Origin of the sequence: Salana multivorans, from assembly GCF_003751805.1 — a bacterium.
GTDB lineage: Bacteria > Actinomycetota > Actinomycetes > Actinomycetales > Beutenbergiaceae > Salana > Salana multivorans.
Map to the genome: position 1 here is coordinate 477,255 of NZ_RKHQ01000002.1, position 19,342 is coordinate 496,596.

General features: G+C 74.2%; 16 protein-coding genes. 9 read left to right on the forward strand and 7 right to left on the reverse strand.

From position 1 onward, the window contains the following. Positions 1 to 47: 47 nt before the first annotated feature. Positions 48 to 3,383, reverse strand: coding sequence for a DUF11 domain-containing protein (locus EDD28_RS14395; RefSeq protein ID WP_123740453.1), 3,336 nt, complete (start codon positions 3,381 to 3,383; stop codon positions 48 to 50). Between the two features lie 134 nt (positions 3,384 to 3,517). Here EDD28_RS14395 and EDD28_RS14400 point away from each other — a divergent pair, with 134 nt between their 5' ends. Both EDD28_RS14400 and EDD28_RS14405 read left to right on the forward strand, forming a co-directional pair. Then, complete coding sequence (locus EDD28_RS14400; RefSeq protein ID WP_123740454.1) at positions 3,518 to 4,771, forward strand: ATP-binding protein; 1,254 nt, start codon at positions 3,518 to 3,520, stop codon at positions 4,769 to 4,771. A 5-nt stretch (positions 4,772 to 4,776) separates the two neighbouring features. Continuing rightward, on the forward strand, positions 4,777 to 6,072 hold the full coding sequence (locus tag EDD28_RS14405; RefSeq protein WP_123740455.1) for a tetratricopeptide repeat protein: 1,296 nt from the start codon (positions 4,777 to 4,779) through the stop codon (positions 6,070 to 6,072). Between the two features lie 36 nt (positions 6,073 to 6,108). Here EDD28_RS14405 and EDD28_RS14410 read toward each other — a convergent pair whose 3' ends face one another. Continuing rightward, on the reverse strand, positions 6,109 to 6,978 hold the full coding sequence (locus tag EDD28_RS14410; RefSeq protein ID WP_123740456.1) for an aldo/keto reductase: 870 nt from the start codon (positions 6,976 to 6,978) through the stop codon (positions 6,109 to 6,111). 159 nt (positions 6,979 to 7,137) lie between these two features. Between EDD28_RS14410 and EDD28_RS14415 the strand changes: the two genes are divergently transcribed. From EDD28_RS14415 to EDD28_RS14425, 3 genes are all read left to right on the forward strand, one after another. Next, the gene (locus EDD28_RS14415) at positions 7,138 to 7,884 is read left to right on the forward strand and encodes a TIGR00645 family protein (protein WP_245968094.1); all 747 of its coding nucleotides are present in this window, start codon (positions 7,138 to 7,140) and stop codon (positions 7,882 to 7,884) included. A gap of 75 nt (positions 7,885 to 7,959) precedes the next feature. Further along, the gene (locus tag EDD28_RS14420; protein WP_123740457.1) at positions 7,960 to 8,379 is read left to right on the forward strand and encodes a hypothetical protein; all 420 of its coding nucleotides are present in this window, start codon (positions 7,960 to 7,962) and stop codon (positions 8,377 to 8,379) included. After that, entirely contained in the window at positions 8,376 to 9,056 is a 681-nt protein-coding gene (locus tag EDD28_RS14425; protein WP_123740458.1) for a TetR/AcrR family transcriptional regulator, read from the forward strand. Before EDD28_RS14420 ends, EDD28_RS14425 begins: the two co-directional genes overlap by 4 nt. 48 nt (positions 9,057 to 9,104) lie before the next feature. On the opposite strand, the gene EDD28_RS14430 is transcribed toward EDD28_RS14425, so the two are convergent. Further along, entirely contained in the window at positions 9,105 to 9,737 is a 633-nt protein-coding gene (locus tag EDD28_RS14430) for a hypothetical protein (protein WP_123740459.1), read from the reverse strand. A 78-nt stretch (positions 9,738 to 9,815) separates the two neighbouring features. On the opposite strand from EDD28_RS14430, the gene EDD28_RS14435 reads away from it, so the two are divergent. Further along, positions 9,816 to 10,802 carry a diaminopimelate dehydrogenase gene (locus EDD28_RS14435; RefSeq protein ID WP_123740460.1) on the forward strand — a complete coding sequence of 329 codons (987 nt, stop codon included), beginning with the start codon at positions 9,816 to 9,818 and terminating at the stop codon, positions 10,800 to 10,802. Positions 10,803 to 10,810: 8 nt separating this feature from the next. On the opposite strand, the gene EDD28_RS14440 is transcribed toward EDD28_RS14435, so the two are convergent. From EDD28_RS14440 to EDD28_RS14450, 3 genes are all read right to left on the reverse strand, one after another. Further along, a complete protein-coding gene (locus tag EDD28_RS14440) occupies positions 10,811 to 12,019 on the reverse strand; it encodes an alpha/beta fold hydrolase (protein WP_123740461.1) in 1,209 nt (402 codons plus the stop codon). Further along, positions 12,000 to 13,208, reverse strand: coding sequence for an alpha/beta hydrolase family protein (locus tag EDD28_RS14445; protein WP_123740462.1), 1,209 nt, complete (start codon positions 13,206 to 13,208; stop codon positions 12,000 to 12,002). The genes EDD28_RS14440 and EDD28_RS14445 overlap by 20 nt, the downstream gene beginning before the upstream one ends. Positions 13,209 to 13,295: 87 nt before the next feature. Next, positions 13,296 to 15,983: an AAA family ATPase gene (locus tag EDD28_RS14450; protein ID WP_170169506.1), complete on the reverse strand. Its 2,688-nt coding sequence runs from the start codon at positions 15,981 to 15,983 to the stop codon at positions 13,296 to 13,298. A gap of 124 nt (positions 15,984 to 16,107) precedes the next feature. On the opposite strand from EDD28_RS14450, the gene EDD28_RS14455 reads away from it, so the two are divergent. After that, positions 16,108 to 16,395 carry a DUF2277 domain-containing protein gene (locus EDD28_RS14455; protein ID WP_123740935.1) on the forward strand — a complete coding sequence of 96 codons (288 nt, stop codon included), beginning with the start codon at positions 16,108 to 16,110 and terminating at the stop codon, positions 16,393 to 16,395. Positions 16,396 to 16,419: 24 nt separating this feature from the next. On the opposite strand, the gene EDD28_RS14460 is transcribed toward EDD28_RS14455, so the two are convergent. After that, a complete protein-coding gene (locus tag EDD28_RS14460; protein WP_123740464.1) occupies positions 16,420 to 17,436 on the reverse strand; it encodes a helix-turn-helix transcriptional regulator in 1,017 nt (338 codons plus the stop codon). Positions 17,437 to 17,498: 62 nt separating this feature from the next. Here EDD28_RS14460 and EDD28_RS14465 point away from each other — a divergent pair, with 62 nt between their 5' ends. Further along, positions 17,499 to 18,518 carry an ATP-binding cassette domain-containing protein gene (locus tag EDD28_RS14465; protein ID WP_211339236.1) on the forward strand — a complete coding sequence of 340 codons (1,020 nt, stop codon included), beginning with the start codon at positions 17,499 to 17,501 and terminating at the stop codon, positions 18,516 to 18,518. Then, the gene (locus EDD28_RS14470) at positions 18,515 to 19,324 is read left to right on the forward strand and encodes an ABC transporter permease (RefSeq protein WP_123740465.1); all 810 of its coding nucleotides are present in this window, start codon (positions 18,515 to 18,517) and stop codon (positions 19,322 to 19,324) included. The genes EDD28_RS14465 and EDD28_RS14470 overlap by 4 nt, the downstream gene beginning before the upstream one ends. Positions 19,325 to 19,342 lie beyond the last annotated feature (18 nt).

The following is a 19,342-nucleotide window of genomic DNA, read 5'->3' on the forward strand; positions in this document are numbered from 1 at the left end:
GAAGTCGACTGGACCCCGGCCTAGCCGAGGACTGCTCGCGCGGCGCGCTAGTCGCGGGGACCGGAGCGCCGCCGCCGGGCGGCGAGCAGGAGAGCGCCCGCCAGCAGCGCCGCGCCGCCGACCACCGAGAGGACGACGACGCCGGAGGCGCCGGCCGTCGGGAGCGTCGGCAGCGTGGGGGCGGTCGGCCCGGGGGACGGGGTCACGGGCGGCGGGCCGACCGTCGGCGGGGTCACCGACGGTGTCGGCTCGACGGGGGGTGTCGGCTCGACCGGCTCGACCTCGATGCTCGCCTCCGCGGCGTCGTTCGCGGACACGGGATCGGGCGTCGCCGAGGAGACGGAGGCCGTGTTCGTCACCAGCCCCGTCGCGTCGTCGTCGACCACCACCGTGACGAGAGCCGTACGGACGCCGCCGCTCGCGAGGGCGGCGTACCGGCACGTGACGCTCTGCCCGTCGACCTCGCACGCGTCGGGAACGCCGGACGGCGTCAGCCCGGCGGGCAGGGTGTCGCTCACGACGACGTCGCTCGCCGTCGACGGACCGCGGTTGACGACGGTGAGGAAGAACGCGCCGGTCTCGCCCGGGTGACGCGTCGGCAGGAGCGAGGTCTTGACCATCCGCAGGTCGGCCGACGCCTCGATCGTCGTCGTCACCCGCCCGACGTCGTTGGTCTCGTCCGGGTCGGGCGTCGCGCTGGCCGCGACGGCCTCGTTCGTCATCGAGCCGGTGGCGTCGTCCCTGACCGTCGCGTGGACGACGATCGACCAGGTCGCGCCCGGTGCGAGGCTCGCCCGCGCGCACTCGACGGCGTTGCCGGACACGGAGCAGGCGCCCCCGGCTGGCGCGGCGGAGTCGACGACGAGCGTCGCCGGCACCGCGTCGCTCACGGTGACGTCGGTCGCGACGGACGGTCCGTCGTTGTGGACGCGGACGACGAACGTGGCGGGCGCCCCCGCGACGAGCACGTCGGGCGCGACGGACTTGAGGGTGGCCAGGTCGGCGGAGGCCGTGACGAGCGTCGAGGCCACCGCGTCCCGGCCGATCGACGGCCCGGGCACGGGAGATGACGCGTGCGCCTGGTTGACCAGCGTCGTCCCGTGGGGGACGGCGGGCGAGACCAGCACCGTGATCGTCAGCTCGGCGGAGTCCGACGGTGCGAGGTCCCCGACGGCGCACCGCACGAGCTGGGCGGCCCCGCCCTGGGCGAGGCACGCGGCGCCGGCCGGCCCGTCGGACACGGACGCGCTCACGAGCTGCGTCCCAACGGGCAGCCGGTCGGCCACGACGGCGGAGGTCGCGGTGGACGGCCCCGCGTTCGTGAGCGTGAGCGAGTAGGTCAGCTCCTCGCCCGCGACCACGGTCTCCGGCGCCGTCTTGACGAGGGAGAGGCCGGCGGAGGCCACCACCGGCACGGCGACCGTCGCCGTGTTGTTCGACGCGGTCGGGTCGTCCTGGCCGGTGACCGTCGCCGTGTTCGTCAGCCGGCCCGCGGGCGTGGCCGGGTCGAGGATGCCGGTCACGGTGACGGTCCACAGGTCGCCGTCGTCGAGCGAGCCGAGCGTGCAGTGCACGTCGTTCGAGGTGCCCGAGTCGCACGCGCCGTCCGACGCCGTCACGCCCGTCACGCGCACGGCGGCCGGCACGGCGTCGGTGAGGTCGAGGTCGGTGGACGTGCCCGGCCCGTCGTTCCGGGCGGTCAGGACGAACGTGACGGGGCCGCCGGCGACGAGCTGGGGCGCGTCGACGGTCTTGGTCAGGACGAGGTCCGCCGCGGCCTCGACGTTGAGCGTGTAGCTGGCCTCGTCGTTCGCCGCCACCGGGTCGGGGGTGGTCGCCGCGACGGCGGCCGTGTTGACGATCGCCTCGCCCGTCGCCTCCTCGCCGACGATGACCCGGTACGTGAGCGTGACCTCGGCGTCGGGCTCCAGGTCGCCGAGGTCGAAGGCGAGCACCCCGTCGGCGAGGGAGCAGGTGCCGCGGTCGGTCGTGCACGAGCCGGCGACGTAGGAGAGGTCGGCCGGCAGCTCGTCGGTGACGACGGCGTCGGTCGCGGTCGAGGGTCCGTGCGCACGCACGCGCAGCGTGTAGGTGACCTCGTCCCCGTTCGTCGCCTGCGACGTCGACGCCGTCTTCGTGATCGCGAGGTCCGCCGCCGTCGCGATCGTGCCCGTCGCGGTCGAGGAGTCGTTCGCCTCCTCCGGGTCGGGGGTCGCGCTCGTGACGGTCGCCGTGTTCGCGAGCACTCCCGTGGCCGATGCGGCCAGCGTGGCGTCGAGGGTGACCGTCGCCGTCACGCCGACCGGGAGGTCGCCGAGGTCGCACGCGAGGTCGCCGGCCGTGACCTCGCACGTCCCGAGGTCGGGGCTGGCGACGGCGTCGGTGAGCACGGCGGGGAGCTCGTCGGTCAGCTCGACGCCCTCGGCGTCCGCCGGGCCCTCGTTCGTCACGGCGATCGTGTACCGCACGGGCTCGCCCGCCACCGGAGGATCGGTCACGAGCGTCTTCGTCACGGCGAGGTCGGCGGCCGCCGCCTCGATCGCGACGGTGGCCGTCGCGGTGTTGCTCTCCAGGTCCGGGTCGATCGTCGTCGCCGTGGCCGAGGCGGTGTTGACGATCTCGGTCCCGGCGAAGGACGCGGCGACCGTCGCCGTCACCGTCGCGGTGAACGTCCCGCCGCTCACGAGGGAGCCGGGGGAGCAGGACACCTCGCCCGAGGCGACCGAGCACGACCCCGACGGCTCGACGCCCACGTCCTCGAGGCCGGCGGGCAGGGGGTCGACGAGCGTCACCCCGGTGGCGGTCGACGGCCCAGCGTTGTGCAGCTCCAGCGTGTAGGTGACGCTGTCACCCGGGGCGGCCGTGGCGGGCTCGACCGTCTTGTCCAGCTCCAGGTCGGCGGCCGGCCCGGCCGGGGTCGAGGTGGCGACGTGGTTGTTGTCCCAGTTCGGGTCCTCCGTCCCGCTGGTGACGTCGGCGACGTTGGCGATCGAGATGGTGTCGAGGACGATCACGGTCAGCGTCATCGTGGCGGAGCTGCCGGACCGCACGGTGCCGAGGGAGCAGTTGAAGGTCCGCTCCAGGATCTCGCACGTCCCCTGGCTCGGGGTGACCGAGACGAACTCGGCGCTGTCGGTGCCGTACTCGTTGAAGTTGTCGTTGACCTCGACGCCGGTCGCGTCGTCGGGACCGTGGTTCGCGACCACGATCGTCCACGTGAGCAGCTCGCCCTGGCCGACGGGCGACGGGGAGGCCGTCTGGCTGATCTCCAGGTCCGCGGTGGCCGCCGCGTAGGCCGGCGGGAGCACGAGCCCCAGCGAGCCGAGCAGCAGCAGGAGGCCGAGGCCGAGCGCGCTCCATGACCGATCTCGTCGTCCCGTCATCCTGGCCTCCCGAGTCAGCGGCCCGCCCCACGACCGTTGGCAGTGACGATAGCGAACCGGGTGGTCCCGGCGCTGCCCCGGACCGGCGCCGGCTCTCTGCGAGAATCGACGCCGGACGCCGACGGGAGGACGCCATGGCCCAGGACGAGGACTTCCTCGACGTGATCGAGCACGAGGTCGCCGCGGACCCGCGGAACCTCGGCCTGCGGGAGGACTTCGTCCTCCTGCTCCTCCAGCGGGACCCGGACCGCGCCGCGCGCGAGCTCGCTGCCTTCGAGGCCGCGGGCGGCGACCCGGCCCGCGCGCGGGTGCTCCGGGCGCGCCTCATGGCGGCACGCCTGCGCGGCGGGGGAGCCGCGGCCCCGGCCGAGCCGGTGCGGCCGCCGCCGCCGCCAGCCGTCCCCTCCGCGACCCCGCCCGCGCCGCCGGTACCGCCGGCCCGGTCCGTGCCGGCGCCGTCGGACGCGGACGGTGAGCTCGACGACGCGTCGGCGACCGCCGGGCTCTGGGACACGGAGCGGCCGGCCGTCACCCTCGCGGACGTCGCCGGGCTCGCCGAGGTCAAGCAGCACCTCGACTCGACCTTCCTCGCGCCGCTGCGCAACCCCGGGCTCGCGGCGGCGTTCGGTCAGCGGCCGGGCGGCTCGCTGCTGATGTACGGGCCGCCGGGGTGCGGCAAGACGTTCATCGCCAAGGCCATCGCGGGCGATCTCGGCGCGTCGTTCATCCATGTCACGCTCGCCGGCCTGCTCAGCCGGTGGATCGGCGACACGGAGAAGGCCGTCCGCGGCATCTTCCGCGACGCGAGGTCTGCGGCACCGTGCGTCGTCTTCTTCGACGAGTTCGACGCGCTCGGGGGGCGGCGCGCGTCGGGTGGCGGCGGGTCGCACTCGATGCGGATGATCGTGACGCAGCTGCTCGAGGAGCTCGACGGTGTCGCGAGCCAGAACGACGGCGTGTACGTCCTCGCGGCGACCAACCGTCCGTGGGACATCGATCCCGCGCTGCGCCGGCCGGGCCGGATCGACCGCACGGTGCTCGTCCTGCCGCCCGACGAGGTCGCGCGCGAGGCGATCCTGCGCGGCGAGCTGGCTGGCAAGCCCGTCGACGGGGTCGACGCGGCCGCGGTCGCCGCGGCGACCGACGGTTTCTCGGGGGCCGACGTCGCCCAGGTCGCCCGGGTCGCGCTCCAGCGGGCGCTCACGGCGTCGATGAGCGCCGGCGCGATCGTGCCGGTGACGACCGACGGGCTGCTCGCGGCGGCCGCCGGCGTGCTGCCGTCCACCACGTCCTGGTTCGACCAGATGGCGCCCGTCCTGGAGTACGGCGTCGACGACGGGACGTTCGCCCAGCTCCGCGCCTACCGCGTCCGGCACGGCATCCGATGAGCCCGGTGCCGCCGACGCCCGACGTCCCGCGCCCCGACCCGGTCGACCTCGAGCGCGAGGCGATCGAGCGCGACCGCGACCTGGCCTGGGAGCTGTACGAGGCCCAGCCGGAGCACCCGCGGATCGCCGAGCTCACGCGGGGCGTGCTGTCCCGCGCGCCGGAGCTGACCGGCATGATCATCCTGCTCGCGATGCACCGCGAGGCGTGCGGTGAGGTCGAGCTGGCCCGGCGCCTGCTCCAGGACCTGATCGGTCGTCGCGACCGTCAGCTCCTCAACGCGCTCCGCCGGCTGCGCGACCTCGAGCAGAGCGACCAGAACTACGCCGAGGCGCTCCGGCTGGCCGACATCGTGCTGCGGGAGGATCCCGAGGCTACGTGGGTCGACCTGATGGACCGGGGGAGCGCGCTCGCGTTCGTCGAGCACCTCGAGGAGGGCTGGCGGCAGATCGACGACGCCGTCGCGACGTGCGCGCGGACCGATCCCGATCGCTACCCGGACGCGCTCGGCCAGCGGGCGACGCGGCTGCTCGCCACGGGAGCGCCGCCGGAGCGCTTCCTGCCCGCGGCGGAGGAGGCGGTGGCCGCCGACCCGAGCGAGCCGCTGCTGGCCACCACCCTCGCCTACGCCTACCTCTACGACTACCGCCCCGACCGCGCGGCCGAGCTCCTGGGGCGCGTGCTGCGGGAGGACCCGACCGACGGCGTCGCGCAGGGCGGGATGATCGTGGCGCGCGGCTTCCTCGACCCGATCGAGCGCGGCGACGCGACGATCGAGGACTTCCGCGCCGTCGGCATGGGCGAGATGGCGTGGCGACGGATGCGCGACGTCATCTTCGGCACCGGGCTCGACGAGGCGCTCGCCGCGCTGGACGCCGTGCTGCCGGCGGACCTCGCCGCCTCGCTGCGCCCGCCGCTGGACCCGGCGGCGGCGCGGGAGAGCGGCGGGGAGGAGACGCTGCTCGCCTGGCACGACGGCCAGGAGCCGGGAACGGGCGCGCGCTGGGGGACGGACGAGCCCTTCCGCCTCATGTCCGCGCGCGAGGTCGGTGAGATGGACGACGCGATCGAGCTCGACCCGGCCGCCTGGCCGCAGTGGGACTCCGAGGGCGAGTACTACACGCAGGTCCTCACGGACGACGCGGGGGCGTACCTGATCGAGGGATGGGGCGGCCGGCTGTACCGGCGCGGCCCCGGGACCGCCGACGTCGAGGTCGCCCTCAGCCTCGCCGACTGGCTCTGGGGACGGGTCGCCGCCTTCGGCGGTGACGATCGGCGCCCGGTGGGCTACCGGCACCGCTGAGCGTCCGCCGGCCCGCGTCTGCGGCGTCGTCCCGGGCTAGCGACCGGAGTAGACGGGGAACACGCTGTGCTCGCCGTAGTCCTGGGTGCGCATGCCGCGCAGCGTCGCCATGTCCTCGTCGGAGATCACGAAGTCGACCTCCGCGTTCGCGCGCATGTGGTCGGGGTTGGCCGTCTTCGGCAGCGACACGGTGCCGAGCTGCAGCGTGTAGCGGATGCCGAGCTGGGGGACGGAGACGCCGTAGCGCTCGGCCATCGCCGCGATCTCGCCGTTCTTCAGCATCTCGCCGTGCGCGATGGGGGAGTAGGCCTGGACGAGGACGTCCCGCTCCGCGCAGTAGGCGAGCAGGTCCGTCGGCGTGTTGCCGGCGTGGACGAGGAGCTGGTTCACGTGCGGTGCGACGGTGCCCGAGGCGAGGAGGTTCTCGACGTCGGCCTCGAGGAAGTTCGACACGCCGATGCTGCGCAGCCGCCCCGCCCGGTACGCCTCCTCCAGCGCCCGCCACGCGGCGCGGTTGCCCTCCGCGTAGTCGCCGCCGCGGAAGTCCTTCCACGGCTGCGGGCTGTGGATGAGCATGAGGTCGACGTAGTCGAGCCCCATTCGCGCCAGCGAGCCGTCGATCGCGGCGACGGCCTCGTCGTAGCTCTTGATCTCGGCCGCGAGCTTCGTCGACACGAACAGGTCCTCGCGGGCGACGCCGCAGGTGCGGACGCCCTCACCGACGCCGCGCTCGTTGCCGTAGGCCTGCGCCGTGTCGATGTTGCGGTAACCGATCGCGACGGCGTCGCGCACGGCGCGGGCCGCGTCGCCGTCGTCGATGAACCAGGTGCCGAGGCCGAGCCGGGGCGTCGTCACCCCGTTCGACATGGTGTAGGTCTCGCTCAGGATCGTCGGCTGGTCGCCCATGGCTCCTCCGTGCTCTCGGTCGTCGGGTCGGTCGGTGGTTCGTCCGGTGAATCGCAGGCGTGACGTCCATTGTCTCGCGGGTCGTGGGCGCGACACCGGCACGTCGGGACGCTTGGGTACAGTTCCCTTCCACGCTCGCGACGACACCGGGGAGAATCCTTGAGCAACCGACCGACCGCCGGATCCCGCATCGAACGGGGACCGGGAGCCGCATCGCGCACGCTCGCCGCGTTCATCTTCGCCAGCCGGTGGCTGCAGGCTCCCCTCTACCTCGGCCTCATCCTGGCCCAGGCCGTCTACGTCGTGCTGTTCTTCGTCGAGCTCTGGCACCTCATCGACAACGCGATCATCGCCGGGCACATCAGCGAGACCGAGGTCATGCTGAGCGTGCTCGCGCTCATCGACATCGTCATGATCGCGAACCTGCTCATCATGGTCATCATCGGCGGGTACGAGACCTTCGTCTCGAAGATCCGGATCCAGGGCCACCACGACGAGCCGGACTGGCTCTCCCACGTCAACGCGAACCTGCTCAAGGTGAAGCTGGCGATCTCGATCATCTCGATCTCCTCGATCCACCTGCTCAAGACCTTCATCGAGGTCGGGCGGATGGAGGACGGGACGGTGCGCACCCGCTCGGGTGAGGTCATCTACTCCTCCGAGGGCGTCATGTGGGAGGTGGGCATCCACCTCGCATTCATCCTCTCGGCCCTCGCGCTCGCCTGGATCGACAAGATCAGCAAGACGCACCCGCCGGCGAGGCGCGAGCACCTCCACGCCGAGCCGACCCTCCCCTCGGCCGGTGGGTCGCCTGCCGCTGCCGACGACGAGGGGTTCGTCGTGGTCCGGGTCCCGGCCGGCACCCGGCTCCCGGCCGGGGCGCAGGTCGTCGAGGAGGTCGGCTGAGCCTCGGTCGTCCGACCCCTGGGGCGGCCCACGCGGCCGGTGATAAGTTGAACACGTTCAACTTAGGAGGCCGGGATGGTCGGGACGAGACCGCGAACCGGCGCCGTCGTGGCGCTGGTCGTCGCGCTGACCTGGTCGCTGGTGGTCGTCGTGGCGGCACTCGCCCTGCCGGTGTACTCCGGTGAGACGACCTCGTCCGACGGCGGCACCGTCTCGACGAGGGCGACGCTGGTCGAGGTGAACGGGACGGGCGTCCTGGGGATCGTGCTCGCCCCGCTCCTCGCGTCGGTGCTGGTGGCGGCCATGGTGTGGGGACGCCGCCGGTGGCCGGCGCTCGGCACCCTCGCCTGGGTCGCGACGGTCGCGCTCGGGCTGCTCGCCCTCGCCGGGATCATGTCGGTCGGGGTGTTCCTCCTCCCGGTGGTGCTCGCGCTGGCCGTCGCGATCCTGCTCAGCGCCCCCGGCCCCGCGCCCGCCGAGGGTTCCGCGCCGTGAGCGACGCGTCCCGCTCCGCACGCGGTGCGCAGACGCGCGAGGCGATCACGACGGCCGCCCGGGCGCTGTTCCTCGAGCGTGGCTACGACGCGACGACGATGCGCGCGGTCGCGCAGCGCGCGGGAGTCTCCCTCGGCAACGCCTACTACTACTTCGCGTCCAAGGACCACCTGGTCCAGGAGTTCTACGGCGAGCTGCAGCTCGACCACGCGGTCGCGGCCGAGGCGGCGCTCGACGGTGTTCGCGGGCTGGGGGAGCGGCTCACGCTCGCCTGGGAGGCCTGGGTCGACGTCGCCGAGCCGCTGCGTCCGTTCGCCGGGTCGTTCTTCCGCGTCGCGGCCGAGCCGACCGGTCCGCTGTCGCCGTTCAGCGCGGAGTCCTCGCCGGCCCGAGAGGCGGGCATCGAGCTGCACCGCGCCGTGCTCGACGGCGCCGACCTCGCGCTCCCGTCGCAGCTGCGCGCGGAGCTGCCCGAGCTGCTCTGGCTCGCCCACATGGGCGTGGTGCTGTTCTGGGTCTACGACGCCAGCCCCGACGCCGGACGCACCCGCGTCCTCGTGCGCCGCGCGGCCGGGCTGATCGACCGGCTGCTGCGCCTGACCCGGCTCCCGGGTGCGCGCGGGCTGGCGCTCGACGTCGTCCGGCTGGTGACGGACCTGCGGACCCGACCGGCGTGACACCGCCGCGTCGCTCGCCCGGTCGGCGCCGCCCCCGGCCTCGGTGCCTCAGTCGCCGAGCAGGAACGTGTCGGCGTCGATGAGCCAGTGGTTGCGCAGCGTCAGGGCGCGCTCCAGCGCGGCGAGGACACCGGCCGCGACGAGCGCGCCGTTGAGCCAGGCGGGCAGCGCGATCGGCGAGGTGAACGTGCCGACGTGCTCGGCGACCCACTCGATCTCGCTGATCCGCTCGAGCAGCTGCGGCACCGTGAGGGCGAGGGCCACGAGGAGGACCGCGACCGCGACGCCGGCGATGACGCGGCTCAGCCGCGGGAACCGGCGGCCCAGGCGGGCGCGCAGCTCCTCCGGCGTCCCGCGGTGCGGCCGCAGCTGCTGCTGCGTGCCGTCCTCGCGCACGTAGTGCATCCGGCGCAGGCCGTACAGCGTCGAGGCCACCTCGATGACACCGCCGGGGACCGGGAAGGACACGGGCAGCGACGAGCGCGCGACCTGCCGGTCGTCGCGGTAGAGCGCCGCCGCGTCCTCGAACACGACGTAGTCGACGTCGACCGCGAACCGCTCCGGCTCCCCGTCGGGGTCCTCGGGGTCGACCAGGTCGATCAGGAAGAGCGTGCGCCACAGCGCGTGCCAGCCGCGGTACGGCTTGAGGCGACGCCCGTCGCCGTCCTTGATCGTCGCCATCCGGTCACTCTGCCACGGGCGGTAGCCTGTGGGGCGCGTCCCGGACGGGGACGGACCGGGACAGAAGGGCACACGTTCGTGACCACCCCCATCCGCATCGGCATCGTCGGCTACGGCAACCTGGGACGCGGTGTCGAGACCGCGGTCGGGCTCAACCCGGACCTCGAGCTCGTCGGCGTGTTCACCCGCCGGGACCCGGGGAGCGTCGCGACGCTCGGCGAGGCGACCCGCGTCTTCCCGATGTCGGACCTCGACGAGCCGCGCGACGACATCGACGTGCTCATCCTGTGCGGCGGCTCGCGCGACGACCTGCCGCGGCAGACGCCCGAGCTCGCGAGCCGGTTCACCGTCGTCGACAGCTACGACAACCACGCGCACGTCCCCGAGCACGTCGCGGCCGTCGACGCGGCGGCGAGCGCCGCCGGCACGACGGCGATCGTCTCGACGGGGTGGGACCCGGGCCTGTTCTCGCTCAACCGCCTGTTCGGCGAGGCGATCCTCCCGCAGGGGTCGACCTACACGTTCTGGGGCCGCGGCCTGAGCCAGGGCCACTCGGACGCGCTGCGCCGCGTGCCCGGCGTCGCCGGCGGCGTGCAGTACACGATCCCGTCGCGGGAGGCGGTCGAGCGGGTCCGGGCGGGGGAGAGCCCCGAGCTGTCGACGCGCGAGCGGCACACGCGGGAGTGCTACGTCGTGCTCGAGGAGGGCGCCGACGCCGAGGCCGTCCGCGAGGAGATCGTGTCGATGCCCGACTACTTCGCGCCGTACGACACGACCGTGACGTTCATCGACGCGGACGAGCTCGCCCGGGATCACGGGGGCATGCCGCACGGCGGCTTCGTCATCCGCAGCGGCCGGACGTCGGACGGGACGTCGCAGGTGATCGAGTACCGCCTCGACCTCGACTCGAACCCGGAGTTCACGGCGAGCGTCCTCGTCGCCTACGCCCGCGCGGCGGCACGGCTGGCGGCCGCCGGGCAGCACGGCGCCAAGACCGTGCTCGACGTGCCGCCGGCCCTGCTCTCGCCCCGCAGTCCCGAGGAGCTGCGCGCCGCGCTCCTGTAGGCACCGCGCTACAGACCCAGCGAGTCGAGCCAGGACGTGAGCGCTGGCAGCGCCAGGTAGGCGATCGTGCCGTGGTCGGCCTCCTCGACGCGGTGATAGGTCACGTCGATGCCGAGCGCCAGCTCGTGCGCGACGAACCGCTCGGTGTCGGCGGGGAGCACCAACCGGTCCCGCGCCCCCTGCGCGACGAGCAGCGGGGCGTCGAAGGCGGCGGTGCCGGCAGAGTTCTCCCGCAGCAGCCCCGCCCACGGCGCGGTCGTCGCGGGGTCGGCCGAGTAGAACGCGCCGACGACCGGGGCCGCGATCCGGTGGAGCTCGTCGAGGTGGTCGAGCAGGCAGAGACGGTTCATCCGCGGCAGGATCTCCTCGGCGCCCGCCGTCAGCACCAGGTCGAGCCGTGCCCCGCGGTCGGCGTACGCCTCGGCGTAGGCCTGGAAGGCATACGAACCGATCGTCGCGCCCGACACGTCGTCGAGGTGGCTCGTCAGCAACGCCGTGAGGTCGGCGGCTGGCGCGGCCGTCGCCACGGCGCGCACGCGCAGCTCGGGTGCGTACTCCGCCGCACGCTCGGCCGCGAGCAGCACCGCGTGACCCCCCTGGGAGTGCCCCCACATGACGACGGACGTCCCGGCGTGCGCCGCGGGGATGGCGCGTGCCGCCCGGACCGAGTCGAGGACGCTGTTCCCGGCCGTCACCGCGACCAGGTACGAGGCCGGCCCATCGGTGCCGGTGCCGACGTAGTCGGTCGCGACGATCGTGTACCCCCGCGCGAGCATGAGCCGCATCCCCTCGATGTCAAGGAACGGGTCCGCGCCTCGGGAGGGGGCGCACTCGAGCGCGGTCCCGGTGGTCGGGTGGCCCCAGGCGAGCACCGTTCGCCCCTCCGGTGGCGCGGGCCCGAGGGGCGTCACGACGACCCCGGTGGCGACGACCGGCGCGCCGTCGAGGCCGGTCGTGCGGTACATGATCCGCCACGCCCCGGCCTCGAACGGGTGGCCGACGAGCGGCTCGCTCCGCACGAGGGTGCCGGGAGCGCCCTCCGCGGCGCCCGGGGGCTGCACGTAGAACGCCGTGAGGCCGCGCCGCTCGACCGCGTCGCCGACGACCCGGGGGACGACGGCGACCGCGAGCGCCACCCCGATGACGACGACGGTGACGAGCAGCCCGTGCCACCCGCCGGCGCGGCGGCGCCTGTCGCTAGGACGCGAGGCGCTCATCGAGCCAGTCGAAGGTCCGCTGGGCGGCGAGCGCCGGGGCGAGCGGCTGGCAGTGCTCGTCGGCACCCTCGCCCGCCGTGAAGGGCAGGAGCGTCGAGACGTCCGACGTCAGCTCCGCGAGGCGCTCGGACTGGCCGGGCCAGAACTGCTCGTGCTCGGGCGAGAGGATGAGCAGCGGTGTCGTGATCTGCCCCGCGACGTCCGCGACGCTGTAGCGCCGGACCTCCGCGATGGTCTCCGCGTACCCGCTCGTCCCGTACGGACGCGCCCGGAACCTCCACGTGCGCGCGATCGTGGGCGAGAACCGCATGCCGAGCGCCATCTCCCGGTCGAAGGTCTCGGTCCGGCCGGCGTCGAGCTGGCGGAGCAGCGTGTCGGGAACGTGCGTCGTCCAGGACGTCGAGACGTCGACGACACCGGGATCGGTGATCCCCGCGGCGAAGCGGTGCTCGAAGGCGAGCGCCCGCGCCACCCAGTAGCCGCCCTGGCTGATCCCGTACACGGCGATCCTCGTCGCGTCGACGCCGTCCAGCCCGGCCACCGCGTCGTAGACCGGGGTGAGGACGTTCTCCCAGTCCGGCCGGAACGACGTGCGCCGCTCGAACAGCTCGGACTGCTGCCCCGGTCCGTCGAAGACGAGGACGGCGTACCCCCGCTCGATCGCGGGCGCAACGCAGGCTGCCCAGACCGATGCGAGCGAGCCGTCGCTCCCGTTGACGGCGACGAGAGTGGCGCCCGACGGGCGTGCGGGGCGGAAGAGCCACCCGGGCAGGTGGGTGTCCTCGTACGGGATCGGCACCTCCTCGACGGCGACGGCGGTGGTCGCGAGGAAGCCCTCCCAGGCACCGCGCTGTCGGGCGAAGGTCGTCGCGAGGCGGTCGGTGTCGACGAGCGAGCTGAGCGCGTTGACCGCGACGCCGAAGTAGGCGGATGCCCGCAGGTAGGCGCCGGCCGCGCTCACGCGGTGCTCGCCCGCGGCACAGGCGACGGCGGTCGCGAACGTCCGCTCGGCGAGGCCGGCCCAGGCCTCGTACCAGCCCACGTGGTCACCCCGGCGCACGCCGGCGACGGCGGCAAGGATCTCGCCGGGGTCGCCGGCCCCGGCGGCGCACCGGCCGAGGGCGCAACGGATCTCGTAGTCGAGGTCCGCGTCGGCGGAGAAGGGGCGGATGGACGGCTGGTGCGACATGGTTCTCGACCTCTCGGCTGGCGGCGTGTCGGGGCACCTCCAGCCTGGCGGTCGGACGTCAGGGGGCGACTGTCCGATCCGGACAGGTCATCCCTCGCCCGATGTCGCCCGCGCGGCCCGCACGAGCTCGTGCCGGGAGCCGACCCCGGTCTTGGCGTAGACGTTCCCCAGGTGGAACGCGACCGTGCTGCGCGTCACGTAGAGCTCCTCGGCGATCTGCGCGTAGCTGAGCCCGGCGAGCAGGAGCGCTGCGACCTCCCGCTCGCGGTCGCTGAGGCCGGACAGGAGGTCGACGGGCCTCGGCGTGCTCGCGTCGGCACCGAGCCGTGCCAGGTAGGGCTGGGCGCCGAGGCGCCGGTAGAGGCGTCGCGCCCGGGACGCCGAGGCGGTCGCGGTCGCGTCGTCGCCGGTTCGCGCCGCGACCCGAGCGAGATCGGCGTGCGCGTGCGCCCGGTACAGCGGCAGCTCGGTGTCGGGACCGGTGACGGCGGCGCGCAGGAGCTCGAGCGCCCCGGCATCGTCGCCCGTGCCCTCCGCGCGCAGCCCGATCAGCCAGGGACGTGCCCACGCGGACCAGGCCGGGACGATCATGTCCGTCTCGATCGCCACGAGGTGCGCGTCGATCTCGTCGAGCTCACCGGCCCAGACCCGCGCGAGCGCGACGTTCAGGTGCCAGATCGCTCCGGCTGGACTCGACGGAGAGACGATCGCCGGCCCGAAGACGCTCCGCAGGTGGTCGAGCCACCCGGCACGCGCCGCGTCGTCGTCACCGGCATGGAGGCGGACGACGCCGGCCTGGACGTGGACGGCGATGGCCTCGTGCCAGGGAAGGTCGCGCACCACCGACTCGGACTCGGCGAGGAGCTCGTCCGCACGCGCGTCGCCGCGGACCGCCGGCACCAGGGGCAACGCGGCCTGCACGATCGGGTGCGGGCGTTCCGGAGCGAGATCGAGCGCCGCCTGGAACTCGACGGCGGCGCGGTCGAGCTCGCCGTCCAGCCAGAGGGTGAAGGCGTAGAGCGCATGGTTCGCGCCGCTCCCGGCGTCGACCCGCCCGCCGCGGATGCGGGACACGACCTCGCCGAGATCGCGCCGTCCCTCGGCGGCGAAGCCGCACAGGGCGTACACGGCGCCGCGCCAGGCGAGCTTGTCGGTGTCCGCCAGTCGGGTCTCACCGGCAGCCGTCGGAACCGCGTCGAAGTCGCGCTGGACATGATCGAAGTCGAGCTCGCGGGCCGCGACCTGGCCCGCCGTCCGCAGGTAGTACCCGCGCAGGGCGTGGTCGTCCGGCACGCCGGGTGGAAGGGAGTCGAGCACGGCGGCGATCCGGTCCGTCGGGTAGCCCGACACCAGCATCGTCCAGGCCCGCAGGACGAGGAGGCGCGAGCGGGTGCGCTCGTCCGCCCGCTCGACGACGCCGGTCGGCACGGCCTCCAGCGCTCGACGGGCGTCGGCGACCCGGTTCTCCACCACGAGCAGCCAGGCCAGCACGACGGTGCGCAGCGCGGCATCCCTCGCCCAGCCGATCTCGGAGAGGCGACCGCGCACCGCCTGCGTGTCCAGAGCGAGCACGGTGGCCAGCTGGGCCTCCAGCCAGGCGCGCTCGCGACGATCGGCGCTCCGCGCCACGCGAGACGCCCAGAGCAGGAGCTGGGCCTCCCCGCGGTAGTCCGACTCCGCGTGCGCCGCGGCGGCGGCGGCCTCGAGCCGGTCGGCGAGCCCGTCGTCGCGGTCCTCCGCCGCCGCGACGGCGTGCTCGAGGCGGCGCATCGGGGAGGAGAGCGACTCCGCCGCGCGGTGGTGCAGCTCGCGCCGCTCGGCCGCGGGGGTCGACTGGTAGACCGCGGCCCTGACGAGGGAGTGGACGATGCGCACCCGCGACAGCTGCGCCTCCTCCTCCACCACGAGCAGCCCGTCCTCGACGAGGAGGTCGAGGGCCGCGAGCGGGTGGGGGAGCCCGGCGACGGCCGCGGCGTCGAAGCGGTCGACCCACGACGCCCCCACGACGGCTACCGCTCGCAGCAACCGGGTGGCATCCGTGTCCATCGCGGTGAGTCGTGCGGTCAGCTCGAGTGCCACGTCCTCGGGCGCCGGGAGGTTGGGCATGGCGGCGAGCGCATCGAGCTGGTACTCGGACGCGAGGGCCCGCAGGTGCATCGGGTTGCCGCCGGTGTGCTCCCGCAGCCGGTGGACCAGCGTCGGTGCCGGCTCCTTCCCCGTCGCTCGGCGCAGCAGCTCCGCGGTCTCGGTGTCGTCGAGGCCGTCGAGCGTGAGCACGGTCGCGGCGCCGGCGTCGTGGCGGTGACGCTGCCAGGCTCGGTGCTCACCCCGGGCGAACGGCCGTGACGCGACGACGACGAGCAGCCGGTCCCCGGAGAGCCGGGACAGCACCAGCCGGAGCGCATCGAGCGACTCGTCGTCCGCCCACTGCGCGTCGTCGATCATGAGCAGGAGCGGGTCGCCGCGGCTCTCGTCGTCGAGCAGGCGGCGGAGCGACTGGGCGGCGACGGCGGGGTGGTGGGGCCGACCGTCGTCCGCGACGACCCGGGGAACACCGAGCTGCTCGAGGACGCCGTAGGCCGGGCGGTAGGGGGTCTCGGCAGCGGTGGTCGCCAGGACGCGAAAGTCCGGGGCGAGGTCGGGCAGAGCGCGCAGGTGGCTGGTCTTGCCCGTGCCGGCGGCGCCCTCGACGCACACCAGCCGCGGACGGCCGGCGCGCGCGTCGCGGATGGCCCGTCCGAGAAGCTCCGCGCGATCGGGTCGGACAGCGAGCACGGGCATCGCCTTTCGGCAGCGGTGGTGCGCACACTGTGACGGATGCGAGCCGAGGCCGCAAGGCCCAGCCGGTCCCGCGCCACGGGTCTGTCGCGCGGGCCGCACGCGGCATAGGGTCGGCGGCATGTGCCGCAGCATCCACACCCTGCACAACTTCGAGCCGGCCGCCACCTCCGACGAGGTGCACGCCGCCGCCCTCCAGTACGTCCGGAAGATCGCGGGGACCACCCGGCCCTCGCGAGCGAACCAGGACGTCTTCGACCGCGCGGTCGCCGCGATCGAGGCGGTGACGCAGGAGCTCCTCGACGGCCTCGTCACGACGGCCCCGGCCAACGATCGCGAGACCGAGGCGGCCAAGGCACGCGAGCGCGCCGTCCGCTCCGGGCGGTACGCGACCGTCGCCGGCGGCTGACTCGCGGGCCGACCCGGCGGCCGATCAGCTCGGTCGGCGCCGTCCGGACGACGGGGTGTCCGCCAGTGTCTCCGGCGCGCGGTCGAGCGCCCGAAGCATGCGCTCCAGCGTCTCGCGCAGCAGCGAGCGCTCCGGCTCCGCGAGGTCCGTCGTGTACTCGACGCCCTCGGGCACCCACGACATGCCGAACATCGTCTCCCGAAAGGTCGCGCCCCCGACGGGCCAGCGCGTGCGGTCGGGGCCGACGGGCTCGGCCCCCTCGGCCCACCGGCCGAACCAGGCGCGCATGCGCTCGATCGGCAGGTCCATGACGACATCGCCCTCGCCGGGCGTGCGAACCCACTTGCTGGCGACGAGGACCAGCTCCTCGACCATCTCGGGGGTCAGCTCGTGCGGCGTGAACGGCGCCCGGAGGTTCTCCAGGCTGGCGAGCCGGTCGACCCGGAACGTCCGCCAGTCCCCGCGGTCGAGGTCCCAGCACAGGAGGTACCACCGTCGGTTGACCGGCGCGAGCACGTGCGGTTCCACGTGGCGACGGGTGAGCACACCGGCCCCGTCCGTGTACGCGAACCGGACGCGCTCGTGGTCGCGGCAGGCAAGGGCCAGCTCCCCGAGCAGCCCCGAGGGCACGGCAGCGCCCGCCGACGCGCCGGGCGGGTGGACCGCCTCAGCGAGGGCCGACACGCGGCGGCGCAGCCGGGACGGGAGAACGGTCTCGAGCTTGGCCAGGGCCGTGAGCGTCGTCTCGGGCTCGGCGACGAGACGCTGCATGGCGGCGACGCGCAGCCCGATCGCCATCGCGACGGCCTCGTCGTCCGTCAGCAGGAGCGGGGGAAGGGCGCGGCCCGCCTCCAGCCGATAGCCGCCCGCGATGCCCGGGACGGACTCGACCCGGTAGCCGAGGTCGCGCAGCCGCTCGACGTCGCGCCGGACGGTTCGCTCGGTCACGCGCAGCCGCGCGGCGAGCTCCGGCCCCGGCCAGTGCCGGTGGGTCTGCAGGAGGTTCAGCAGCGCGAGCGCCCGCGCCGTCGTCTCGGACATGCGGCCAGCCTGTCACCGATCGAGGACAGAAGCTGTCCGGGTCTGTCCCTAGCGTGGTCCGCATGAGACACGAACCGATCATCGAGGCGCGCGGACTGACCAAGCGCTTCACCGTCGACAGGGCCGCGGTCGAGGCCGTCACCGACCTCAGCTTCGAGGTCCTGCCGGGCGAGCTCGTGGCGTTCCTCGGCCCCAACGGCGCCGGCAAGTCCACCAGCCTGCGGATGCTCACCACCCTCGTCCCGCCGACGTCGGGCACGGCCCGCGTCGCCGGTCACGACATCCTGACGGCGCCGGCCGCGGTCCGCCGGAGCATCGGCTACGTCGGCCAGCTCACGAGCGGGAGCTTCGCCCAGCGCGTGCGCGACGAGCTGCTCAGCCAGGGCGCCTTCTACGGGCTGACCCGGGCGCACGCCCGGCGCCGTGCGGAGGAGCTGATCGAGTCGCTCGACCTCGCCCCGTTCGCGACGCGCACGGTCCAGCAGCTCTCTGGCGGCCAGAAGCGACGCCTCGACGTCGCGCTCGGGCTGATGCACGCGCCGCGGCTGCTCTTCCTCGACGAGCCCTCGACCGGGCTGGACCCGCAGAGCCGCGCCAACCTGTGGCAGCACATCGTCGACCTGCGCGAGACCCACGGCACCACCGTCTTCCTCACGACGCACTACCTGGAGGAGGCGGACCGGTACGCCGAGCGCGTCATGGTGATCGACCGCGGCCGGGTCATCGCCGACGACACGGCGGCCGCGCTGAAGTCGGAGCTGGCGGGCGACGTCGTCACGCTGACCTTCGGGACGGCGGAGGACGCGACCGCGGCCGCCGGGCCGCTCCGGCGGCTGGCCGGGCGCGACGTCCGCATCGTCGACGAGCGCTCGCTCGTGCTCACGACGCCGGACGGCGACCGCCTGCTGCCCGCGGCCGTGCGGGAGCTCGACGCCGCCGGCCTGCGGGTCGAGCGCGCCACCGGCGTGCCGCCGACGCTCGACGACGTGTTCCTCGCCCTCACCGGGCGCACCCTGCGCGAGGCCCAGGCCGTCGCGGAGGACTCCACCGCCACCCCGACCCCGGAAGGGACGCCCCGATGACCACCACCGAGAAGAGCGCGGCCGAGACCGCACCGACGACGGGCGCACCGCGCGGCGGCGTCGCCCGCGACGTCTGGAACGTCCTCACCCGCGAGCTGAGGCCGGTCGTCCGCGACCCGTTCACGCTCATCTTCAGCCTGGTCCAGCCCCTCGTGTTCCTCGGGCTGTTCGCGCCGCTGCTCGTCGGCCAGTCCGGTGAGCCGACGGGGGAGACGCTGCGCTGGTTCGTGCCCGGCGTCCTCGTCATGATCGTCCTGTTCGGGACCGGCGCGGTCGGCTCCAACCTCCAGTACGAGATGATGACGGGCTCGCACGAGCGGACGCTCGTCGCCCCGCTGTCGCGCTCCTCGCTGCTGGTCGGGCGCGCGCTCAAGGAGGTCGCGCCGATCATCGTGCAGGCGCTCCTCATCGTCGCGATCTCGATCCCGTTCGGGTTCACGCCCGACCCCGTCGGCCTCGTCGTCGGGCTCGCCCTGCTGGCGGTGTTCAGCGTCGGCCTCGGCTCGCTCTCCTACGCGCTCGCGCTGGCGACGAAGAACCGGGAGTGGCTGTTCTGGGGTGTGCAGCAGACGCTCATCTTCCCGCTGCTCATCCTGTCCGGCATGCTGCTCCCGCTCGACGCGGGTCCGAGCTGGATGCGCGCCGTCGCGACCGTCAACCCGGTGAGCTGGGTGGTGCAGGCCGAGCGCGCGCTCCTGGCCGGCGACCTCGGCGCCGGCGCGGTCCTGTGGGGCTGGGTCTCCGCGCTCGTGCTCGCGGCCGCCGGTCTCGCCGTCGGCATCCGCGCCATGCGCCGCTCGAGCTGAGATCTGCTGGGAACCGGG

Coding starts and splice junctions, on each gene's coding strand:
- EDD28_RS14460 (WP_123740464.1), bottom strand. CDS start 17,436: ATGTCCGAGACGACGGCGCGGGCGCTCGCGCTGCTGAACCTCCTGCAG.
- EDD28_RS14440 (WP_123740461.1), bottom strand. CDS start 12,019: ATGAGCGCCTCGCGTCCTAGCGACAGGCGCCGCCGCGCCGGCGGGTGG.
- EDD28_RS14420 (WP_123740457.1), top strand. CDS start 7,960: ATGGTCGGGACGAGACCGCGAACCGGCGCCGTCGTGGCGCTGGTCGTC.
- EDD28_RS14455 (WP_123740935.1), top strand. CDS start 16,108: ATGTGCCGCAGCATCCACACCCTGCACAACTTCGAGCCGGCCGCCACC.
- EDD28_RS14400 (WP_123740454.1), top strand. CDS start 3,518: ATGGCCCAGGACGAGGACTTCCTCGACGTGATCGAGCACGAGGTCGCC.
- EDD28_RS14465 (WP_211339236.1), top strand. CDS start 17,499: ATGAGACACGAACCGATCATCGAGGCGCGCGGACTGACCAAGCGCTTC.
- EDD28_RS14410 (WP_123740456.1), bottom strand. CDS start 6,978: ATGGGCGACCAGCCGACGATCCTGAGCGAGACCTACACCATGTCGAAC.
- EDD28_RS14470 (WP_123740465.1), top strand. CDS start 18,515: ATGACCACCACCGAGAAGAGCGCGGCCGAGACCGCACCGACGACGGGC.
- EDD28_RS14430 (WP_123740459.1), bottom strand. CDS start 9,737: ATGGCGACGATCAAGGACGGCGACGGGCGTCGCCTCAAGCCGTACCGC.
- EDD28_RS14395 (WP_123740453.1), bottom strand. CDS start 3,383: ATGACGGGACGACGAGATCGGTCATGGAGCGCGCTCGGCCTCGGCCTC.
- EDD28_RS14445 (WP_123740462.1), bottom strand. CDS start 13,208: ATGTCGCACCAGCCGTCCATCCGCCCCTTCTCCGCCGACGCGGACCTC.